Below are 20,302 nucleotides of genomic sequence, written 5' to 3'. Positions count from 1 at the left end.
TCGACTATAAGAGCAGTCGACTCACAGTCGACTCTACAGAAGCGGTGTGGAGCGCGTGGGCGGCAGAGCGCCCTCAAGTTCGGCGCCTACCCCGCCGATACAGCAGCCATGTCCCATGACCTGCTCAACCGGATCGACCAGCGGACCCGTCTGGCCGGCCACAATCGCCTGGCGCTGCTGCTGTTCCGTCTCGGCGGACGTCAGCTTTTTGGCGTCAATGTCTTCAAGGTGCAGGAAGTCCTGCGGCGCCCGGAACTGTTCCAGGTGCCCGGGCTGCCCAGCCAGTTCTCCGGCGTGGCCGACGTGCGCGGCCGCTCGGTGCCGGTGCTGGACCTCGGCCTGGCGATCGGCCATCCCGAGCGCGAGCCGGAGGCGGACACCTCGCCCGGCTACCTGGTCGTCACCGAGTTCAACCGCTCGATCCAGGGCTTTTTGGTCAGCGGCGTGGAGCGCATTGTCAACATCGCGGTGGAAGACATCCATCCGCCGCCGGAACTGGGCGCCGAATCGAGCTACCTGACCGCAGTGACCCGCTTCCAAGGTGAACTGATTCAGGTGATCGACGTGGAAAGCGTCCTGGCCGACATCGCCCAGGTGCGCGGCGAAGCGGTGCTCGATCCGGCGATGGCGATGCCCTCCGACGGCCCGCAGCTGCAGGTGCTGGTGGTGGATGACTCGCGCGTGGCCCGCCAGCAGATCCGCAGCGTGCTCGACCAGCTGGGCGTGGGTGCCACCCTGCTCTCCGATGGCAAGCAGGCGCTGGACCATCTGCTGCAGATCCACGCCTCGGGCGAGAACCCGGCCGAGCGCTATGCCATGGTCATCTCGGACATCGAGATGCCGGCCATGGACGGCTATACGCTGACGACGGAAATCCGGCGCCATCCGGGCCTGGCCGGCCTGTACGTGCTGCTGCACACCTCGCTGTCGGGCGTCTTCAACAACGCCATGGTCGAGCGCGTGGGCGCCAACGCCTTCGTCGCCAAGTACTCGCCGCACGAGCTGGCCGATTTCGTGCTGGACCGCCTGCGCAAGGTGGCGCTGGCGGCCTGAGGCCACTGATCCGGTAGTGCCGGCCGCTGGCCGGCAACCGCAGATCCATCGGGGAGCCGGCCAGCGGCCGGCACTACCCTCTCGAATTTGGCACACCCCTTGCAGCTTCCCGGGCAACGTTCCCGTGGGAGTGCACCGTGCGCAACCTGATTACCGACTACCTGGGCGTCCATGCCCAGGCCATGCCGTTGCGCGAACAGCGGATGAAGCTGATCGCCAGCAACCTCGGCAATGCCGACACTCCCGGCTACAAGGCCCAGGACCTGGACTTCGATGCCGCCCTGCGCCATGCCCAGGGGCAGGATGCCAATGGCCTGATGGCCACCACCCATGAGCAGCACTACGAAATCAGTAGTGGCCTGAACCCGTTCCAGATCGCGCGCGAAGGCGTGCAACCCAGCCTGGACGGCAACACCGTCGATCCCGATGCCGAGCGTGCGGCCTATGGCCGCGCCGCGCTCGAGTACCGCGCTTCGCTCAGCTTCGTCGAGAGCAAGGTGCGTTCCATGTTGACCGCGATCACGGGGCAATAAGCCATGAGCAACCTGCCGATCTTCGATATCGCCGGCTCCGCGCTGCAGGCGCAGTCGGTGCGCATGAGCACCATCGCCTCCAACCTCTCCAACGCCGATACCGTCGCCGGCTCCGCCGACGCGGTGTACAAGCCGCTGGAGCCGATCTTCCAGGCCGTCACCAGCAAGAACGATCCGAACATCACCTCGGTGAAGGTGAAGGAGATCACCCAGAGCGATGCGGCGCCGATCAAGCGCTATGAGCCGGGCCACCCGCTGGCCGATGGCGATGGCTACATCTACCAGCCCGACGTCGACCCGGTGGCGCAGATGGTCAACCTGATCTCGACCTCGCGCAACTACCAGGCCGGCGTGGAGATGCTGACCACCGCCAAGGAACTGGCCCTGGCCACCCTGACCATGGGCCGCTGAGGCCCGCAGTACCGGATACCGCCATGACCACCGCCGTCAACAACCAGACCAACCAGGACGTCTACACCGCACTCGGTCTGAACGCCCCGAACAGCAACGCCACCAAGAAGAAGAACACGCTGGACCAGGCCGATTTCCTGCGCCTGATGACCGAACAGCTGCAGCACCAGGATCCGCTGAAGCCGATGGACAACACGCAGATGGTCGCGCAGATGGCGCAGATGTCCACCGTGCAGGGCATCACCGATCTGAACAAGACGGTGAAGGGCTTCCAGGAATCGATGGCCAGCGACCAGGTGCTGCGTGGTGCGGCGCTGGTCGGCCACCAGGTGCTGGTGCCGTCGGAAAAGCTGGTGCTGGAAAAGGAAGGCAACGTTGAAGGCACGGTGGCCGCGCCCTCGGCCGGCATCATCACCGTCGACATCACCGATGCCACCGGCGCCAAGGTCACCTCGCTGAGCGTGGAAGCCAAGGCCGCCGGCGAGACTGCGTTCCAGTGGGACGGCAAGGATGCCAACGGCAAGCGCATGGAGCCGGGCAAGTACTCCATCGTTGCCAACCACGTCGATACCGCCGGCAAGAGCACCAAGCTATCCACCTACGTGCAGGCGCCGGTGGAAAGCGTGACCGTCGGTTCCGACGGCCTGTACCTGAACCTCAAGGGCCTGGGCACGGCCCCGATCGACTACGTGCTCCGCGTCAGCTGAGCCGCACACCCCGCACTTACCAGGAGCATCCCATGGGCTTCAATGTCTCGCTGTCCGGCATCAATGCCGCCAATTCCGACCTGAGCGTCACTGCCAACAACGTCGCCAACGTCAACACCACCGGCTTCAAGGAATCGCGCGCCGAGTTCGCCGACCTGTTCTCGGCCACCGGCTATGGCCTGTCGAAGAACGCGGTCGGCTCTGGTGTGCGCGTTTCCAATGTCGCCCAGCAGTTCAAGCAGGGCCACAACGAACAGACCGGCCGCAGCCTGGACATGGCCATTTCCGGTGAAGGCTTCTTCACCATGAACATGAACGGCACCCGCGTGTACTCGCGCGCCGGCAACTTCCAGACCGATGCATCGGGCTACGTGGTCAACCCGCAGGGCGCGCGCCTGCAGGTGTTCGCACCGAATGCCGACGGCACCAACTTCGATGCCGGCCGCATGGTCGACCTGCAGCTGCTCACCACCGACAGCCCGCCGAAGCAGACCAGCGAAGTGAAGGTCGGCTTTACCCTGCCGGCCAACGCGAAGCAGCCGACGGTCACCACCTTCGATCCGACCGACTCCAACAGCTACAACCACTCCAGCGGCGGCATCACCGTGTACGACTCGCTGGGCGTCAGCCACATCCAGGTCTCGTACTTCGTGAAGGGTGCCAACCCGAACGAGTGGACCGTGCGCAACTACGTGGACGGCCAGCCGGCCGGCGCGCCGACCCCGGTCACCTTCGACAACAGCGGCAAGCTGACCGCACCGGCGGACGGCAAGGTCAGCCTCGGCACTTTCACCCCGACCACCGGTGCCGGCGTGCTTAACATGACGCTGGACGTGAGCGGCTCGACCCAGTACGGCGAAAAGTTCGCGCTGCGCAACACCCAGCAGGACGGCTACGCCGCCGGCAAGCTCAATGAGATCACCGTGTCGGAAACCGGCGTGGTCTACGCGCGTTACTCCAATGGCGCCGACAAGCCGCTGGGCCAGGTCGCGCTGACTACCTTCAACAATCCGCAGGGCCTGGAATCGAAGGGCAACAACCTGTGGGTGGACACTTTCAGCTCGGGCACCCCGCGCACCGGCATGCCGGACACCTCCAACCTCGGCAAGATCCAGGCCGGCTCGCTGGAAGCATCCACCGTCGACCTCACCGAGCAGCTGGTCAACATGATCACCGCGCAGCGCAACTTCCAGGCCAACGCACAGATGATCACCACCCAGGACCAGATCACCCAGACCGTCATCAACATCCGTTGATGAGCTGCTGACCCTGTCACGGAACTCCCCGCATGGATAAAGCCCTTTACGTGGCGATGACCGGTGCCCGCGCCTCCCTGCAGGCGCAGGGAACGCTCAGCCACAACCTCGCCAACTCGGACACCCCTGGCTTCAAGGAAGCGCTGGCCAACACCGAAGCCTTCCCGATCAAGGGCCCGGGCTTTGCCTCGCGGGTGGATGCGCTGCACGTCGATGCCGGCTTCAACCGCACGCCCGGCTCGCAGCACATTACCGGCAAGCCGCTGGATCTGTCCCTGCAGACCGGCACCTGGCTGGCGGTGCAGTCCAGCGACGGCAGCGAGGCGTACACGCGCGGTGCTGCACTGTCGGTCACCCCGAACGGCCAGCTGGTGACCTCCAGCGGGCGCACGGTACTGGATGACAACAACAATCCGATCGCCATTCCGCCCTACCAGGCCATGGAGATCGGTGCCGACGGCACGATCTCGATCATTCCACAGGGCGAAGGCCCGCAGACGATGGCGCAGATCGGCCGGATCAAGGTGGTGCAGGCGCCGGACGAGCGCCTTGAGCGTGGCCTGGATGGCCTGTTCCGCAACACCGACCCGCGCCAGCCGTTCGCCCCGGCACAGGGCACGGCCGTGCACAGCGGCCAGCTGGAAGGCAGCAACGTGGACGCCGCTGGCGCGCTGGTGCAGATGATCCAGCTGCAGCGCCAGTACGAAATGCAGGTGCAGGTGATCAAGCACGGCGACGAGAACGCGCGCAGCGCCAACAGCATGCTGCGCCTGGGCAGCTGACGGAATTCCGGCGCCGGCTGACAGCGGCGCTGGCACACCGCTTGCACACCCGCATACAAGGGCCGCACCACGCGGCCGGCTTCACCAGACAGGACATCGAAGATGAACCAGGCATTGTGGATCGCGAAAACCGGACTGGATGCGCAGCAGATGCGCATGTCGGTGGTTTCCAACAACCTCGCCAACACCAACACCACCGGCTTCAAGCAGGACCGTGCCAGTTTTGAAGACCTGCTGTACCAGCAGGTGCGCCAGCCCGGCGGCTCCTCCTCGGCACAGACGCAGCTGCCAACCGGCCTGCAACTGGGTACCGGCGTGCGCGTGGTCGCCACCGCCAAGAATTTTGAACAGGGTGGCCAGCAGCAGACCGGCCGCGCCCTCGACGTGATGGTCAATGGCCGCGGCTTCTTCGAGGTTCAGATGCCTGATGGCAGCTCGGCCTACACCCGTGATGGCTCGTTCAAGATCAACCAGGACAGCGAGCTGGTCACCAACAGCGGCTACCCGGTGCAGCCAGGCATCCAGATTCCCGAAGGCGCGCAGTCGGTAACCATCGGTACCGACGGCACCATCAGCGTGAAGATGGCCGACGGCGCCGCCTCGGTGGAAGTCGGCGCGCTGACCCTGACCGACTTCGTCAATCCGGCCGGCCTGCAGGCCCGTGGCGAGAATCTGTTCCTCGAGACCACGGCCTCCGGCCCGGCACAGAACGGCAACCCCGGCCTCAACGGCCTCGGCACCGTGGTGCAGGGCGCGCTGGAAGGCAGCAACGTCAACGTGGTGGAAGAGCTGGTGTCGATGATCGAAACCCAGCGCGCCTACGAAATGAACGCCAAGGCGATTTCCACCACCGATTCGATGCTCGGCTACCTCAACAACAAGCTCTGACCGGCCAACCCGGGAAACCGCCATGTCGCCCATTTCCAACTTCGCCCGCACTGCCCTCGCCTGCACCGTGGCTGCCCTGCTCGGTGGCTGCGTCATTGCCGGCGATGTGCGCCCCTATCCGGCAATGGCACCGATCCAGCCGATCATGCCACCGCAGGCCGAACCGACCGCCGGCGCGATCTACGCGGCCGGCCCGACCCTGCAGTTGTATTCGGACCGTCGCGCGCGCGATGTCGGCGACCTGCTGACCATCACCCTGCTGGAGAACACCACCGCGCAGACCAGCGCCAACACGGCCACCAACAAGGAATCCAACCTGAGCCTGGGCACGCCGTCCATCCTCGGTGCGCCGGTCACCCTGGGCGGCAAGGACATCCTCAGTGCGACGGCCAAGGGCGCGCGTGACTTCACCGGCAAGGGCAACAGCGCACAGAGCAACCGCCTGCAGGGCAGTGTCACGGTCACGGTGATCCAGCGCCTGCCCAATGGCAACCTGGTGGTACAGGGGCAGAAGAACCTGCGGCTGAACCAGGGTGATGAACTGGTGCAGGTGCAGGGCATCGTGCGCCCGGGCGACATCAGCCAGGACAACACCATTCCTTCCAGCCGCGTGGCCGAAGCCCGCATCGTCTACGGCGGCCGCGGCCCGGTCGCGCAGTCCAACGCGATGGGCTGGCTGAGCCGCTTCTTCAATTCCGGCCTGACGCCGTTCTGAGTATGGCCATGAAACTCCTCCCCTCTTCTTCCTGGCAGCGCCGCGTGGCGTCGTTCGTCGCGCTGATGCTGATGATCGTGGCAGCCCCGGCCAGCGCCGAGCGCATCAAGGACCTGGCCCAGGTCGGCGGCGTGCGTGGTAACGCCCTGGTGGGCTACGGCCTGGTGGTCGGCCTGGATGGCAGCGGCGACCGCACCAGCCAGGCGCCCTTCACCGTGCAGAGCCTGAAGAACCTGCTCGGCGAGCTGGGCGTGAATGTTCCGCCGAACGTCAACCCGCAGCTGAAGAACGTGGCCGCCGTGGCGATCCACGCTGAACTGCCGCCGTTCGCCAAGCCGGGCCAGCCGATCGACATCACCGTGTCCTCGATCGGCAACGCGGTCTCGCTGCGTGGCGGTTCACTGTTGATGGCCCCGCTGCGCGGCGCCGACGGCCAGATCTATGCCATCGCCCAGGGCAACCTGATCGTGGGCGGCTTTGGTGCACAGGGCAAGGATGGTTCCCGTGTCTCGGTGAACGTGCCCAGCGTCGGCCGCATTCCCAACGGTGCGACCGTGGAGCGTGCGCTGCCTGATCCGCTGGCCAACGGCGGCGAGATCACCCTGAACCTGCACAACAATGACTTCACCACGGTCTCGCGCATGGTCGCTGCGCTCAACAATGCGTTCGGCGACGGTGCGGCGCGTGCGGTCGACGGCGTGACCGTGGCGGTTACCGCGCCGACCGATCCGGGCGCACGCATCGGCCTGCTGGCGCGCATCGAGAACCTGGAACTGACCCCGGGCAGCGCTCCGGCCAAGGTGGTGGTCAATTCGCGTACCGGCACCGTGGTCATCGGCCAGCAGGTGCGCGTGGGACCTGCCGCGATCTCGCACGGTTCGCTGACCGTGACCATCCAGGAAAACACCAACGTCAGCCAGCCCAATGCGCTGTCCGGCGGCCGTACCGTAGCCAGCCCGCAGTCGACCATCACCGCCACCAACGACGGCAGCCGCATGTTCAAGTTCAGCGGCGGCACCACCCTGGACGAGATCGTGCACGCGGTGAACGCCGTGGGCGCAGCACCAGGCGATCTCATCGCGATCCTGGAAGCCCTGAAGCAGGCCGGCGCATTGAGTGCCGAGCTCGAGGTGATCTGATATGCGCATCAATCCCGCATTCGATCTGCACCCGGCACAACAGAACGATCCGGCGAAGATCGACAAGGTCGCGCGCCAGCTGGAAGGCCAGTTCGCGCAGATGCTGGTCAAGAGCATGCGTGACGCCAGCTTCGGCGACTCGCTGTTCCCCGGCGAAAACAAGATGTTCCGCGAGATGTACGACCAGAAGATTGCCGAGGCGATGACCCGCGGCAAAGGCCTGGGCCTGTCCGGCATGATCAGCCGGCAGCTGTCCGGCCAGGCCGCCGATGGCCCGGCGCTGGATACCCGCGTGGACCCGGCCAAGGCCAGCCGTGCCTATCAGCTCAATGCACCGGCCAAGCCGGCACCGTCGCTGCCGCTGGAAGACGGTAGCCAGGCCGTGCGTTTGCTGCAGCAGATGGCCGCCGGCGCCCAGTCCGGCGCACACGCGGCGGTTGCACCGATGGAACAGGCGCTGGACCTGATCGCCGGGCGCGAAAGCAGCAGCATGCACCGCTCGCTGGGTACCGAAGATCCTTACATCGGCGGCCTGCAAGGCGAGGACTGGGCTGCCAACAGCGACCAGTGGTCGGCCACCGCCAGCAACCGCGGCACGGCAATCAGCCCGGCCGATGCGATGGCGACCCGCACCGCCGTCGCCCAGCTGGGCGAACACACTCCGGAAGGCTTCGTCGCCAGCATCTGGCAGCACGCGCAGCGTGCGGCCAAGGAACTGGGCGTGGATGCCCGCGCCCTGGTTGCCCAGGCGGCGCTGGAAACCGGCTGGGGCAAGCGCCACATCAAGCATGCCGACGGCAGCACCTCGCACAACCTGTTCGGCATCAAGGCCAATGGCTGGAACGGCCAGCGCGCCGTGGCCGGCACCCACGAGTACGTCGACGGCGTGCGCCGCAACGAGACCGCCAGCTTCCGTGCCTACAGTTCGCCGGCCGAGAGCTTTGCCGACTACGTGCGCCTGCTGAAGACCAGCCCGCGCTACCAGCAGGCCCTGCAGGCCGGCACCGACGTGCAGGGCTTCGCCCGTGGCCTGCAGCGCGCCGGCTATGCCACCGACCCGCGCTACGCGGCCAAGATCGCCGCGATCGCCGGCGGACCGACCATCGAGCGCGCCGTCAGCGCCGTGGCAGACGCCGGCTCGCGCCTTGGCCAGACCTTCGCCAGCACCGCAACCGCGGCGCTGGGTATCACCCGTCGTTGAGGAACCCCATGTCCAGCGTACTTTCCACCGGTACCGGTGCCCTGCTCGCCTTCCAGCGTGCGTTGGCGACCACCAGCCACAACGTGGCCAACCTCAATACTCCGGGCTATAGCCGGCAGAAGGTCAACTTCGCCACGGCTGATCCCCAGAACTACGGCTACGGCACGGTCGGCAACGGCACCCGCATCACCGACATCCGCCGTACCGCCGACCAGCTGGCGATCTCGCGCCTGCTCGACAGCAGCGGCGAGCTGGCGCGCCTGAAGCAGCTCTCCGGCATGGCCGACCGGGTCAATTCGTTGTTCTCCGACGCGGCAACCAACGTGTCCGGCGTCTGGTCGAAGTTCTTCGATTCGGTCAGCGGCCTGTCCTCCAATGCCGCCGGCACCGCCGACCGCCAGAACATGCTGGATGGTGGCAAGGCGCTGGCCAACCGCTTCGTGCAGCTCAACACGCACCTGAACAACCTCAACAGCGAGGTCAACAACGGCCTGCTGGCCGGTGCCACCGAGGTCAACCGGCTGGCGCAGGAGATCGCGCAGATCAACGGTGCGATCGGCACCAACATCGCTACCGCCGCACCGGACCTGCTTGACCGCCGCGACCAGCTGATCACCCAGCTGATCGGCTACACCGGTGGCACAGCGGTGATCCAGGACGGCGGCATCATGAATGTCTACACCGCCGGCGGCAACGCACTGGTGGTGGGCACCACGGCGACCAAGGTCACCACCGTGGCCGACCCGTACCAGCCCGAGCGCCTGCAGGTGGCGCTGGAAACGCAGGGCAACACCATCCGGCTCGACCCGAAGGCGGTCGGTGGCCAGATCGGCGGCCTGCTGGAATTCCGCGACACCGTGCTGACGCCTGCCCAGGCCGAGCTGGGCAAGCTGGCGGTAGGCCTGGCCGAGAGCTTCAACCAGGTGCATCACCAGGGCGTGGACCTGTATGGCCAGCTCGGGGGGGACTTCTTCAATATCGGCAACCCGCGCGTCACCGCCAACAATGCCAACACCGGCACCGCCAGCCTCAGCGCCACTTACGGCGACCTCGGCAAGCTGGACGCGCAGAACGTGGTGCTGCAGTTCGATGGCACCAACTGGAAGGCCAGTCGTGCCGACACCGGTGCGAACGTTCCGCTGACCGGCACCGGTACGGCCGCCGATCCACTGGTGATCAACGGCGTCAAGCTGGTGGTCGGCGGTACCCCGGCGGCCAACGACCGCTTCCTGCTGCAGCCGACCGCAGGCGTGGCGGGCAGCATGGAAGTGGCGATCACCGATCCGTCGCGCATCGCCGCTGCCGCGGCGGTGAAGGGCGCGGCGGCGACGTCCAACACGGGCACCGGCAAGCTGAGCGGTGTCACCGTCAGCGATTCGACCAACGCCAACCTGCGCAATCCGGCCGCGATCGTGTTCACCTCGGCCACCACCTACACCATCGATGGGGGCCCGCCGCAGACCTACACGCCCGGCCAGACCATCAGTGCCAATGGCTGGAGCTTCGTGCTGGACGGTGCGCCGAAGGTCGGCGACACCTTCAATATCACCCCGACTCCGGCGGGCTCGTCGGACAACAGCAACGCCTCCAGGCTGTCCAAGGTGGAGAGCGCCAAGGCATTCAACAGCGGCACGGTCACCCTCAACGGCGCCCTGGGGGGCCTGACCACCCAGGTCGGTGCAGCCGCCCGCTCGGCCGAGTATTCGCTGGAAGCGCAGCTGGTGATCAATGACAAGGCGCAGGAAGCGCGCGATGAGGTATCCGGCGTCAACCTGGACGAGGAGGCGGCCGACATGCTGCGCCTGCAACAGGCCTACCAGGCAGCCTCGCAGCTGATCTCCACCGCCGACAGCATGTTCCAGACCATCCTGGGAGCCGTCCGTCGATGAGCAGCCGTATCTCCACCAGCATGATGTTCAACCAGTCCGTGTCGCTGATGATGGCCAAGCAGGCCAAGCTCAGCCACCTGGAGCAGCAGATCGCCACCGGCAGCAAGATCGTCAGCGCCAAGGACGATCCGGTTGCCGCTGGTGCGGCGGTCGGGCTTGACCGCAGCCTGGCCGCACTGGACCGGATGAAACTCAATGCCGGCAACGTGCAGAACCGACTGGGCGTACAGGAAAACACCCTGGCCCAGGTCAACGACCTGATGGCGCGCGTCAACGACCTGACCATCCAGGCCAGCAATCCGGCACTGGGCGCCGCCGACAAGAAAACGCTGATCACCGAACTGAACCAGATCCGCGAGGGCCTGCTGTCGCTGGCCAACGCCGACGACGGCACCGGCCGCTACGTGTTCGGCGGCACCAACGATGGCGATCCGCCGTTCGCCAAGATCAATGGCAAGGTGGTCTACCGTGGCGACCAGACCCAGCGCCAGATTGAAGTCGGCCCCGATACCTATGTGCGGGATGCCCTGCCCGGCAGCGAAATCTTCATGCGCATTCCTACTGGCGACGGCTTCGTCGATGGTGTTGCCGCGGCCAGCAATACCGGCAATGGCGTGCTGACCAACATCACCCGCGATGGCAGCGACAGCTGGAACGGCCAGTCCTTCAGCATCCGCTTCACCGCCGCCGACCAGTACCAGGTACTGGACGGCGCTGGCAACGTGACCGGCACCGGCACGTTCAAGGCTGGTGACAACGTCGAAGTCAACGGTGTACGCCTGCAGATCACCGGCGCACCCGCTGCCGGTGACAGTTTCAGTGTGAAGCCGGCAACCAGCCGCGACATCTTCGACACCATGGACAAACTGATTGCCGCGCTTGATGCCGACACCGGCACCACCGCCAAGATGAGCGCGCAGCAGAACGAACTGCAGAGCGCCCTGCGCGATGTGGCCCGTGCGTCGGAGCGGATGATCGATTCACGTGCGGCCGGCGGTGCGCAGCTGAAGGCACTGGACAATGCCGCCGACATGCGTGAAGCCAACAGCGTGACCCTGAAGACCACGCTGTCGCAGATGCGCGACCTGGACTATGCCGATGCACTGAGCCAGTACCAGCTGCAGAGCACCGCGCTGCAGGCGGCACAGACGATCTTCTCGCAGATGCAGTCGATGTCGTTGTTCAACAAGATCCGCTGACGCATCTCCTGCGTCACCCCTGAAAGGCCGCGATGCCCTGCATCGCGGCCTTTTTCGTTCCTGCGTGCCCGTTCCGTCGCACTCGTCGGGCGTGGGCTGGCGCTACCGGAAACATGCTGCACGCATTTTCCGTGATTGCCCATCAAGCCAGGCCCTGCCCCGCCGATACCTTCATCAGCGCTGGTTGGGCATGCCCAACCGCCCCTTCCGGGGTCGCCTTCACGCCCGGCCAGGGCTGGAAAACCCCGGAAAAACAGCCTCCGGCACCGGATTTCAGCGTCGACGGAATTCACGGCTAAAGGTTGTTGACAAAGCGCCGTTATTCATTTGGCAACAGCGAAGCACACAGCCACACAAAAAAACAGGCGGCGCTTCGTTTCATTCACCAACGGGTTCCATATAAGAGGAGACGACCCCATGGCACAGGTAATCAACACCAATACGATGTCGCTCAACGCTCAGCGCAACCTGAGCACCAGCGGCAGCTCGCTCGCTACCACCATCCAGCGCCTCTCGTCCGGCCTGCGCATCAACAGCGCGAAGGACGACGCGGCCGGCCTGGCCATCAGCGAGCGCTTCACCACCCAGATCCGCGGTCTGGACGTGGCCATCCGCAACGCCAACGACGGTATCTCGCTGGCCCAGGTCGCCGAGGGTTCGCTGAGCGAAGTCGGCAACAACCTGCAGCGCATCCGTGAACTGGCCGTGCAGTCCTCCAACGCCACCAACTCGGCCAGCGACCGCAAGGCCCTGCAGGCTGAAGTGACCCAGCTGGTCTCGGAAGTCGACCGCGTGGCCAAGCAGGCTGACTTCAACGGCACCAAGCTGCTGGACGGCTCCTTCACCAGCCAGCTGTTCCAGGTCGGCGCCAACGCCGGCCAGGCCATCGCCATCAACAGCGTGGTCAACGCCAAGGCCGATTCGCTGGGCGCGGCAACCTTCGCCAACGGCTACACCGGCACCAGCCTGGCCGCCGCCGACAAGGCCACCGCCGACACCACCTACTCCGGCCTGCAGATCTCGGTGACCCCGCCGGGCGGCACCGCCACCACGGTCACCATCAACGACTTCACCGTGAAGGCGGGCGAATCGATCACCTCGGCCACCTCCGCCGCGATCAACAACAAGCTGGGCGAAACCGGCGTCATGGCCTCGGTCAATGCCGGTGTGATCAGCCTGGCCTCGGTCAAGGACGGTCAGACCTTCACCCTGGGCGTCAGTGCCGCAACCCCGCCGGCTGGCGCCACCGCCGCGACCATCGCCGGCCTGGGCCTGACCGAAACGAGCACCAACGGCGGCCTGCTGACTGGCGCCACGGCCAACTTCGTCAAGGACCTGAACGTCACCACCGCCGAAGGTGCGCAGAAGGCGCTGTCGATCGTCGACAAGGCCCTCGAGTCGGTCAACAGCGTGCGCGCCGACCTCGGCGCGATCCAGAACCGCTTCACCTCGGTGGTGGCCAACCTGCAGACCTCCTCGGAGAACCTGTCGGCCTCGCGCAGCCGCATCCGCGATACCGACTTCGCCAAGGAAACCGCCGAACTGACCCGCACCCAGATCCTGCAGCAGGCCGGTACGGCCATGCTGGCCCAGGCCAACCAGGTACCGCAGAACGTGCTCAGCCTGTTGCAGCGCTGACATGAGCCGCCCCCGGGGCACGTCGGGGGCGTCTAACCCAACTCACGTGCAACCGCTCAAGGACCTCTCCTCATGGCACAAGTCATCAACACCAATACGATGTCGTTGAATGCTCAGCGTAACCTGAGCACCAGCGGCAGCTCGCTGGCCACCACCATCCAGCGCCTGTCCTCCGGTTCGCGCATCAACAGCGCCAAGGACGACGCCGCCGGTCTGGCGATCTCCGAGCGCTTCGGCACGCAGATCCGCGGCACCGACGTCGCCATCCGCAATGCCAACGACGGTATCTCGCTGGCCCAGGTCGCCGAAGGTTCGCTGACCGAAATCGGCAACAACCTGCAGCGCGTCCGCGAGCTGTCGGTGCAGGCCTCCAACGCCACCAACTCGGCCAGCGACCGCAAGGCCCTGCAGGCCGAAGTGACCCAGCTGGTTTCGGAAATCGACCGCGTCGCCAAGCAGTCGGACTTCAACGGCACCAAGCTGCTGGACGGCACGTTCTCCAGCCAGCTGTTCCAGGTCGGCGCCAATGCCGGCCAGGCCATCGCCATCGACAAGACCATCGATGCCAAGGCCAACGCCCTGGGTGGTGCACAGTTCTCCAGCGGTACCGCAACCGCAATCGCCGGTACCGCTGACACCGACACCGCAGTGGGTGCGTTCACCATCACCGACAGCAAGGGCACCGTCTTCAACTTCGGCGCCATGACGGTCAAGAGCGTCGGTGACGCTGCCGCCAACACCGCTGCGAACGGCAAGGCCGTCGCTGCCGCCATCAACGCCAAGATCGGCGAAACCGGCGTGCTGGCCGAAACCGATGCCGCCGGCGCACTGACCCTGACCTCGGTCAAGGACAGCGTGAACAACGCGGGCGCTTTCACTGCCATCGGCAGCTCGCTGGCCGGCTTCGCCGCGGCAACCCCGGTCCCGGGCAAGCAGTTCGCCGACAAGATCGACGTGTCCACCGTGAAGGGTGCACAGCAGGCAATGGAAGTGGTCGACAAGGCCCTGGGTGCGATCAACAGCACCCGCGCCGACCTCGGCGCGATCCAGAACCGCTTCACCTCGGTCGTGGCCAACCTGCAGACCTCGTCGGAGAACCTGTCGGCTTCGCGCAGCCGCATCAAGGATACCGACTTCGCCAAGGAAACCGCAGAGCTGACCCGCACCCAGATCCTGCAGCAGGCCGGTACGGCCATGCTGGCCCAGGCCAACCAGGTGCCGCAGGGCGTGCTCAGCCTGCTGCGCTGATCCGCTCGCTGATCGACCTCCGGGCGCTGCATGACGCGGCGCCCGGATCCTGAAACACGTTCCACCTTCGCCAAAGGAAAAGCACCATGGCACAAGTCATCAACACCAATACGATGTCGTTGAATGCTCAGCGCAACCTGAGCACCAGCGGCAGCTCGCTGGCCACCACCATCCAGCGCCTGTCCTCCGGTTCGCGCATCAACAGCGCCAAGGACGACGCCGCCGGTCTGGCGATCTCCGAGCGCTTCGGCACGCAGATCCGCGGTACCGACGTCGCCATCCGCAATGCCAACGACGGCATCTCGCTGGCCCAGGTCGCCGAAGGTTCGCTGACCGAAATCGGCAACAACCTGCAGCGCGTCCGCGAGCTGTCGGTGCAGGCGTCCAACGCCACCAACTCGGCCAGCGACCGCAAGGCCCTGCAGGCCGAAGTGACCCAGCTGGTCAGCGAAATCGACCGCGTCGCCAAGCAGTCGGACTTCAACGGCACCAAGCTGCTGGACGGCTCGTTCTCCAGCCAGCTGTTCCAGGTCGGCGCCAATGCGGGCCAGGCCATTGCCATCGACAAGACCATCGATGCCAAGGCCAATGCCTTGGGTGGTGCGATGTTCGATTCGGTCAGCTTCACCACGGCCGTTCCGGCTGACGGTGCAACCGGCCTGAAGATCAGCGGCATGACCATCACCAATGGCGCAGGTACTGCCGTTGCGATCGACACCGTTGACGTTGCAGCACAAGGCGGTGCCGATGGCACCAAGACCCAGGATGCTGCGACCAAGGCGCTGGTCAGCGCGATCAACGCCAAGATCGGTGAGACCGGCGTCCTGGCCGAGGTCGACGCTGCCGGCGGCGGCAAGATCAACCTGAGCTCGGTCAAGGACAGCGTCGACAAGAACGGCGCCTTCCTGGGTATCGCCGTCGAGACTGGCACTTGGTCTGCCGGCACTGCGCCGACCGACATCGCCGCCAGCACCACCGCAGTGGGCAAGAGCTTCGCCGACAAGATCGACGTGTCCACTGTGAAGGGTGCACAGCAGGCGATGGAAGTGGTCGACAAGGCCCTGGGTGCCATCAACAGCACCCGCGCCGACCTCGGTGCGATCCAGAACCGCTTCACCTCGGTCGTCGCCAACCTGCAGACCTCGTCGGAAAACCTGTCGGCGTCGCGCAGCCGCATCAAGGACACCGACTTCGCCAAGGAAACCGCAGAGCTGACCCGCACCCAGATCCTGCAGCAGGCCGGTACGGCCATGCTGGCCCAGGCCAACCAGGTGCCGCAGGGCGTGCTCAGCCTGCTGCGCTGATCCACGGCAAGAAGGCGCCGCTACCGTCGGGTCGAACCGACGGTAGCGGCAACCGGGAAGCCACGATGCACGAAGGCGCGGGCCATGCCCGGCCCGGGATCACTCCCGAACCGGCTTGGCATCGCCCGCTCCTGCGGACCTCTCTTTCAGCGCTGTACCTTTGACTGTACGTACCGGGCGGCTTCGTCTCCCCCCGATTGTCAGTAGCCTGATCCCTCCCCTGCATTGGGGGAGGGCTTTTTGCAGACTCCCGGCAGCCCGCGGTGAACCTACCCGCACCCTGCCCCAGCCCTCCTGCAACCCGCGTGCCAGAACCTGCGCCAGACCATTGGCACGGCACGTGCATCAACGAAGTCCTCAAGACCCAGCGGCGCAGGCCGCTATTTTCGTTGACGACGGGCCACCGCACGACGGCCAGGCCCGGATACCAGGAGAATCACATGGCAAGCTTTGGATACGGTGGCATTGGCTCGGGGCTCAACATCTCGGACATCGTCAACCAGCTGGTCGCGGCCGACCGCAAGCCCGCCGACAACGCGCTGAACCTGCAGCAGTCCAAGGCCAAGATGCAGCTGTCGTCGATCGGCACCGTCACTGCGGCCTTCGACAAGCTGAAGACCGCGCTGACCGCACTGAAGGCCACCACCGCCTTCGATACCCGCACCGTGACCGCCACCGGCAAGGCGCAACCCGCCAACACCGACGACGTGCTGACGGCCTCGGTGGCACTGTACGACCTTGGCACGACCAAGGCAGCGGCCTCCAATGGCACCCACCAGGTGGAGGTGAAATCCCTTGCCACCGCACACAAGCTGATTGCCAGTACCTCGGTGGGGAAGACCGACACCTTCGGCGCCGGAACCTTGACGCTGACCGTTGGTGTGGGCGACAAGGCAAAGACGATGAAGGTCGAGGTGGAAGCCGGCGATACGCTGACCACCGTGCGCAACAAAATCGACGCCGCAGGCCGCAAGGAAGGCGTGCAGGCGACCCTGATCGCCTCGGGCGACAACCAGTATCTGTCGATCGCCCAGGAAAAGACCGGTGCCGCCAATGCCATCAAGCTCGAGTACGGCGGCAGCGACCCGAAACTGACCGCACTGGTGGGTAGCCTGCAGGAAAACACCGCGGCAGCCGATGCCGAGCTGACCATCGATGGCGTCACGGTGGTCAGCGCCAGCAACACCGTGGCCGATGCCGTGCCGGGCCTGACCCTGAACCTCAAGGTCAAGGGCAAGAGCACCGTCGTGATCAGCACCGATACCACTGCAGCCACCAAGGTGATGCAGGAGTTCGTGACCGCCTACAACGCAGCAATCGCGGCGATCAACACCGAGACCAAGTACGACGCCAAGACCAAGGAAGCCGCCACGCTGACCGGCGACGCGCAGATGCGTGGTGCCTCCAGCCAGTTGCGCTCGGTGATGTCGGGCGTGCTGAAGGAGCTGTCCGCCGATGGCCTGGACCCGAAGACGCTGGGACTGCAGACGCGCGGCTATCCCAACGCCGACGGCAGCCTGGTGCTGGACGCCACCAAGTTTGCCGCCGCGCTGGCCAGCCAGCCCGAGAAGATCCGCTCGGCGATCACCGGCGACACCGGTGGTGCCGGCACGCTGTACACCATGGTCGACGGCTACGTCAGCACCACGGTCGGCAAGGAAGGCGCCTTCGTCGCCCGCACCAAGGGCCTCAACACCACGCTGGACAACATCGACAAGCGCCGCAAGGACCTCGACACGCGCATGAAGAACGTGGAAGAGCGCTACAAGAAGCAGTTCATCGCGCTGGACAGCCTGATGGGCAAGTTGCAGCAGAGCAATACGTCGCTGCAGCAGCAGCTGGCACAGCTGAACCGCTAAAGGACTGCGTGCAACGCTCAAGTTTGGCGTGTAACGCACCGATAACGGACGCAACAGCAATCAACGCCGCACCGCCGGCAACGGTCCCCACGACCCGCCGGCGGCACCCCGCGCAAGGAGAATCACGAATGTACGGTTCCAGCCGTCAATATGCCGAGCAGTACCGCCAGGTGGGAGTGACCAGTGCGGTCGCCGATGCCGATCCGCACAAGCTGGTGGCGATGCTGCTGGCCGGCGCGCTGGAGCGCGTGCGGCGCGCCCTGGCCAGCCTCGAGCGTGGCGACCAGGCCGGCAAGGGCAAGGCGATCGGCGAGGTCTGCGCGATCGTCGGCCACCTCAATGGCTCGCTGGATCATGAGGCTGGCGGTGAAATCGCCGGGAACCTGTCGGCACTCTACGACTACGTGCTGCAGCGCCTGACCGAGGCCAACCTGCACAACGACCGTGCCGCCCTCGATGAGTCCCTGCAGTTGCTGGGCGAGATCGACAGCGCCTGGAATGCGATCCCGATGGAACAGCGCCGCCCGGCTGCGGTGGCGCCATGAGCCTGCACGAACTGCACGCCCAGCTGGACGCCTTCGAAAAGGCCCTGGGCGAAGACGCCCTCGACCAGGCCGACAGCCTGCTCGACGGTCACGACAGCACGCTGCATGCCCTGCTCAGCCAGCCGCTGACCTCGGACGACCACGCACCGCTCAGTGCGCTGTTCGAGCGCCAGCAGAACCTGCTGGGCCTGCTGCGCCAGCGTCGCGATGCGGTGGCAGCACTGATGAATGACGGCCAGCGCTCTCTTCGCGCGGCCCATGCCTACCTGCAGGCAGAATCGCTGGCATGACCCAACTGCCGACAACGTCACTGCACCATCCCGCCGAAAGCGAGCTGTTCGACGAAACGCTCAGCTGCGAGCTGGCACTGCCCGCCGAATTCCAGGCAGGCAGTGGCACCGGCCGTACCGGCAGTGCCGAGGGCCTGCTGCGCAGCCTGGCGCTGGTTGAAGACAGCCGCGTTGACGAGCATGACGACCGCAATGAAGCCAGCCTGCAATTGCAGCGGCTGGAGGCGAAGCTGGATCTGGCGATGGTGTTGCTTGGCCGCCTGGTCCGCCAGCAGGGCCAGGAACTGACCCTGCGCCCGGTGCGCTGGTCGCGCCGTGGCATCCGCCTGCAACTGGGCCCGCGCAGTGGCGCCAGCCCCGGCCAGGCGGGCCTGGTCCGTCTGCAGCCCAGTGATTGGCTGCCCGACCATATCGACCTGCCGGTGGAAGTGATTGCCGAAGCGGCCGATGGCGGCGGCGGCCACTATCTGTGGCTGCGCTTCCAGCGCCTTGGCGATGGCCTGGAAATGGCCATGGAGCGCCACCTGTTCCGCCTGCACCGGCGCCAGGTGGCCGAGGCACGCCGGGCGCGCTGAAACCTGCCACCATCACGCTTGGCGGGCAAGCCTTGGCGCGCCCGTTCAGCTAAGTTAAGGTGGACTCCCCTACACGGACCTGCTGCGTGCCTGTGCGAGTTCTCATCGTCGACGATCACACCCTGGTCCGCGCCGGCCTGGCGCGGCTGCTGCAGGGGTTTGCCGACGTGCAGCTGGTTGCAGAGGCCAGCAACGCCGAACAGGCGCTGCAGCTGGCCCTGCAGCACGCCCCGGACGTGGTCCTGATGGACCTGTCATTGCCTGGCCGTACGGGTCTGGAAGCGCTCAGCGATATCCGGCTGCGCGCGCCCGGTACCCGGGTTGTGATGATGACCATGCACGACGACGCCGCGCACGTGCGCGATGCCCTCGACCGCGGCGCGGTCGGGTTCGTGGTCAAGGATGCGGCGCCGCAGGAACTGGAGCTGGCGCTTCGCGCGGCGCATGCCGGCCAGGTGTTCCTGAGCCCGCAGATCTCCGCCAAGATGCTGGCACCGATGCTCGGGCGCGAGAAACCCACCGGCATCGCCGCACTGTCGCCGCGCCAGCGCGAGATCCTGCGCCGCATCGGCAAGGGCGAGAGCAACAAGGAAATCGCCGCCGACCTCGGCATCAGCGTCAAGACAGTGGAAACCCACCGCGCCCGCATGATGGAGTCACTGGGCTGCCGTCGCGCCAACGATCTGCTGCTGCTGGCCGCGCGCCATCAGCACGAGCTGGAGTAAGCGCCAGCCTCGGCGTGACGAAGCGATGGCTGGGTAGAGTGGGCTGTTGGTAGAGTCGACTGTCAGTCGACTTGCGCGCGGAGCGCGGGACTTTTCCTTGGTCTGATCGGAGAGCAGTCGACTGACAGTCGACTCTACCGGTGATCGTCTCTATCGACAGCCGACGCAGCCAACCCGCACCCGGCGTCGAATTCCCGTCATCCCGACATTCCCCGACAGGAATCCGTACACGGTGCAGCCCGATCAATCCCGGCCTTGCACCGAAAATCAGCAACTTAGCAGCGATCATCGTCAACATTCCGCACCACTGTAGGGAATACCCCTACACGCCGTAAGGAAATTCAC

General features: G+C 65.8%; 20 protein-coding genes. All 20 read left to right on the top strand.

What is annotated here, in order from left to right; translation table 11 throughout:
• Positions 1-108 precede the first annotated feature (108 nt).
• The 20 genes from Q9Q79_RS10010 (at position 109) to Q9Q79_RS09915 (ending at position 19,957) form a co-directional block, all read left to right on the top strand.
• Positions 109-1,053: a chemotaxis protein gene (locus Q9Q79_RS10010; RefSeq protein ID WP_005409577.1), complete on the top strand. Its 945-nt coding sequence runs from the start codon at positions 109-111 to the stop codon at positions 1,051-1,053.
• Between the two features lie 137 nt (positions 1,054-1,190).
• The gene (flgB, locus tag Q9Q79_RS10005; RefSeq protein ID WP_005409576.1) at positions 1,191-1,586 is read left to right on the top strand and encodes a flagellar basal body rod protein FlgB; all 396 of its coding nucleotides are present in this window, start codon (positions 1,191-1,193) and stop codon (positions 1,584-1,586) included.
• Between the two features lie 3 nt (positions 1,587-1,589).
• A complete protein-coding gene (flgC, locus tag Q9Q79_RS10000) occupies positions 1,590-1,997 on the top strand; it encodes a flagellar basal body rod protein FlgC (protein ID WP_005409575.1) in 408 nt (135 codons plus the stop codon).
• A gap of 23 nt (positions 1,998-2,020) precedes the next feature.
• Positions 2,021-2,704, top strand: coding sequence for a flagellar hook capping FlgD N-terminal domain-containing protein (locus Q9Q79_RS09995; protein WP_005413273.1), 684 nt, complete (start codon positions 2,021-2,023; stop codon positions 2,702-2,704).
• Positions 2,705-2,736: 32 nt separating this feature from the next.
• Entirely contained in the window at positions 2,737-3,960 is a 1,224-nt protein-coding gene (gene flgE, locus Q9Q79_RS09990; RefSeq protein WP_012480126.1) for a flagellar hook protein FlgE, read from the top strand.
• A gap of 32 nt (positions 3,961-3,992) precedes the next feature.
• The gene (locus Q9Q79_RS09985; RefSeq protein ID WP_049402746.1) at positions 3,993-4,742 is read left to right on the top strand and encodes a flagellar basal body rod protein FlgF; all 750 of its coding nucleotides are present in this window, start codon (positions 3,993-3,995) and stop codon (positions 4,740-4,742) included.
• Between the two features lie 102 nt (positions 4,743-4,844).
• Positions 4,845-5,630, top strand: a complete 786-nt coding sequence (flgG, locus tag Q9Q79_RS09980; protein WP_005409571.1) for a flagellar basal-body rod protein FlgG — start codon at positions 4,845-4,847, stop codon at positions 5,628-5,630.
• Positions 5,631-5,652: 22 nt separating this feature from the next.
• Entirely contained in the window at positions 5,653-6,345 is a 693-nt protein-coding gene (flgH, locus tag Q9Q79_RS09975) for a flagellar basal body L-ring protein FlgH (RefSeq protein ID WP_005409570.1), read from the top strand.
• Positions 6,346-6,347: 2 nt separating this feature from the next.
• Positions 6,348-7,484, top strand: coding sequence for a flagellar basal body P-ring protein FlgI (locus Q9Q79_RS09970; protein WP_032966707.1), 1,137 nt, complete (start codon positions 6,348-6,350; stop codon positions 7,482-7,484).
• 1 nt (position 7,485) lies between these two features.
• A complete protein-coding gene (gene flgJ, locus Q9Q79_RS09965; protein ID WP_059034399.1) occupies positions 7,486-8,685 on the top strand; it encodes a flagellar assembly peptidoglycan hydrolase FlgJ in 1,200 nt (399 codons plus the stop codon).
• 8 nt (positions 8,686-8,693) lie between these two features.
• Positions 8,694-10,574: a flagellar hook-associated protein FlgK gene (gene flgK / locus Q9Q79_RS09960; protein ID WP_012480121.1), complete on the top strand. Its 1,881-nt coding sequence runs from the start codon at positions 8,694-8,696 to the stop codon at positions 10,572-10,574.
• Positions 10,571-11,773: a flagellar hook-associated protein FlgL gene (flgL, locus tag Q9Q79_RS09955; RefSeq protein ID WP_005413268.1), complete on the top strand. Its 1,203-nt coding sequence runs from the start codon at positions 10,571-10,573 to the stop codon at positions 11,771-11,773. Before flgK ends, flgL begins: the two co-directional genes overlap by 4 nt.
• A 417-nt stretch (positions 11,774-12,190) precedes the next feature.
• A complete protein-coding gene (locus Q9Q79_RS09950; RefSeq protein WP_005413267.1) occupies positions 12,191-13,411 on the top strand; it encodes a flagellin in 1,221 nt (406 codons plus the stop codon).
• Between the two features lie 72 nt (positions 13,412-13,483).
• Positions 13,484-14,659 (top strand): flagellin, encoded by a 1,176-nt coding sequence (locus Q9Q79_RS09945; RefSeq protein WP_099473109.1) that lies wholly within the window; start codon positions 13,484-13,486, stop codon positions 14,657-14,659.
• An 86-nt stretch (positions 14,660-14,745) separates the two neighbouring features.
• Positions 14,746-15,963 (top strand): flagellin, encoded by a 1,218-nt coding sequence (locus tag Q9Q79_RS09940; protein ID WP_060380936.1) that lies wholly within the window; start codon positions 14,746-14,748, stop codon positions 15,961-15,963.
• A gap of 440 nt (positions 15,964-16,403) precedes the next feature.
• Complete coding sequence (gene fliD, locus Q9Q79_RS09935; protein ID WP_088429061.1) at positions 16,404-17,822, top strand: flagellar filament capping protein FliD; 1,419 nt, start codon at positions 16,404-16,406, stop codon at positions 17,820-17,822.
• A gap of 128 nt (positions 17,823-17,950) precedes the next feature.
• A complete protein-coding gene (gene fliS / locus Q9Q79_RS09930; RefSeq protein ID WP_049448908.1) occupies positions 17,951-18,367 on the top strand; it encodes a flagellar export chaperone FliS in 417 nt (138 codons plus the stop codon).
• Positions 18,364-18,657 (top strand): hypothetical protein, encoded by a 294-nt coding sequence (locus Q9Q79_RS09925; protein WP_005413263.1) that lies wholly within the window; start codon positions 18,364-18,366, stop codon positions 18,655-18,657. Before fliS ends, Q9Q79_RS09925 begins: the two co-directional genes overlap by 4 nt.
• Positions 18,654-19,232, top strand: coding sequence for a PilZ domain-containing protein (locus tag Q9Q79_RS09920; protein ID WP_005413262.1), 579 nt, complete (start codon positions 18,654-18,656; stop codon positions 19,230-19,232). The genes Q9Q79_RS09925 and Q9Q79_RS09920 overlap by 4 nt, the downstream gene beginning before the upstream one ends.
• A 92-nt stretch (positions 19,233-19,324) precedes the next feature.
• Entirely contained in the window at positions 19,325-19,957 is a 633-nt protein-coding gene (locus tag Q9Q79_RS09915) for a response regulator transcription factor (RefSeq protein ID WP_005413261.1), read from the top strand.
• The last annotated feature ends 345 nt before the right edge of the window (positions 19,958-20,302 follow it).

This window comes from Stenotrophomonas sp. a6 (assembly GCF_030913325.1).
In the GTDB taxonomy this organism is placed as follows: Bacteria; Pseudomonadota; Gammaproteobacteria; order Xanthomonadales; family Xanthomonadaceae; genus Stenotrophomonas; species Stenotrophomonas maltophilia.
This window is presented reverse-complemented; position numbering and strand designations above follow the sequence as displayed.

What these genes read in the sequence shown, in the direction of transcription:
- flgK (WP_012480121.1), top strand. Translation starts at nt 8,694, where the DNA reads ATGTCCAGCGTACTTTCCACCGGTACCGGTGCCCTGCTCGCCTTCCAG.
- fliS (WP_049448908.1), top strand. Translation starts at nt 17,951, where the DNA reads ATGTACGGTTCCAGCCGTCAATATGCCGAGCAGTACCGCCAGGTGGGA.
- flgC (WP_005409575.1), top strand. Translation starts at nt 1,590, where the DNA reads ATGAGCAACCTGCCGATCTTCGATATCGCCGGCTCCGCGCTGCAGGCG.
- Q9Q79_RS10010 (WP_005409577.1), top strand. Translation starts at nt 109, where the DNA reads ATGTCCCATGACCTGCTCAACCGGATCGACCAGCGGACCCGTCTGGCC.
- flgE (WP_012480126.1), top strand. Translation starts at nt 2,737, where the DNA reads ATGGGCTTCAATGTCTCGCTGTCCGGCATCAATGCCGCCAATTCCGAC.
- Q9Q79_RS09940 (WP_060380936.1), top strand. Translation starts at nt 14,746, where the DNA reads ATGGCACAAGTCATCAACACCAATACGATGTCGTTGAATGCTCAGCGC.
- Q9Q79_RS09945 (WP_099473109.1), top strand. Translation starts at nt 13,484, where the DNA reads ATGGCACAAGTCATCAACACCAATACGATGTCGTTGAATGCTCAGCGT.
- fliD (WP_088429061.1), top strand. Translation starts at nt 16,404, where the DNA reads ATGGCAAGCTTTGGATACGGTGGCATTGGCTCGGGGCTCAACATCTCG.
- flgH (WP_005409570.1), top strand. Translation starts at nt 5,653, where the DNA reads ATGTCGCCCATTTCCAACTTCGCCCGCACTGCCCTCGCCTGCACCGTG.
- flgG (WP_005409571.1), top strand. Translation starts at nt 4,845, where the DNA reads ATGAACCAGGCATTGTGGATCGCGAAAACCGGACTGGATGCGCAGCAG.
- Q9Q79_RS09920 (WP_005413262.1), top strand. Translation starts at nt 18,654, where the DNA reads ATGACCCAACTGCCGACAACGTCACTGCACCATCCCGCCGAAAGCGAG.
- Q9Q79_RS09985 (WP_049402746.1), top strand. Translation starts at nt 3,993, where the DNA reads ATGGATAAAGCCCTTTACGTGGCGATGACCGGTGCCCGCGCCTCCCTG.
- flgL (WP_005413268.1), top strand. Translation starts at nt 10,571, where the DNA reads ATGAGCAGCCGTATCTCCACCAGCATGATGTTCAACCAGTCCGTGTCG.
- Q9Q79_RS09995 (WP_005413273.1), top strand. Translation starts at nt 2,021, where the DNA reads ATGACCACCGCCGTCAACAACCAGACCAACCAGGACGTCTACACCGCA.
- Q9Q79_RS09925 (WP_005413263.1), top strand. Translation starts at nt 18,364, where the DNA reads ATGAGCCTGCACGAACTGCACGCCCAGCTGGACGCCTTCGAAAAGGCC.
- Q9Q79_RS09970 (WP_032966707.1), top strand. Translation starts at nt 6,348, where the DNA reads ATGGCCATGAAACTCCTCCCCTCTTCTTCCTGGCAGCGCCGCGTGGCG.
- flgJ (WP_059034399.1), top strand. Translation starts at nt 7,486, where the DNA reads ATGCGCATCAATCCCGCATTCGATCTGCACCCGGCACAACAGAACGAT.
- Q9Q79_RS09950 (WP_005413267.1), top strand. Translation starts at nt 12,191, where the DNA reads ATGGCACAGGTAATCAACACCAATACGATGTCGCTCAACGCTCAGCGC.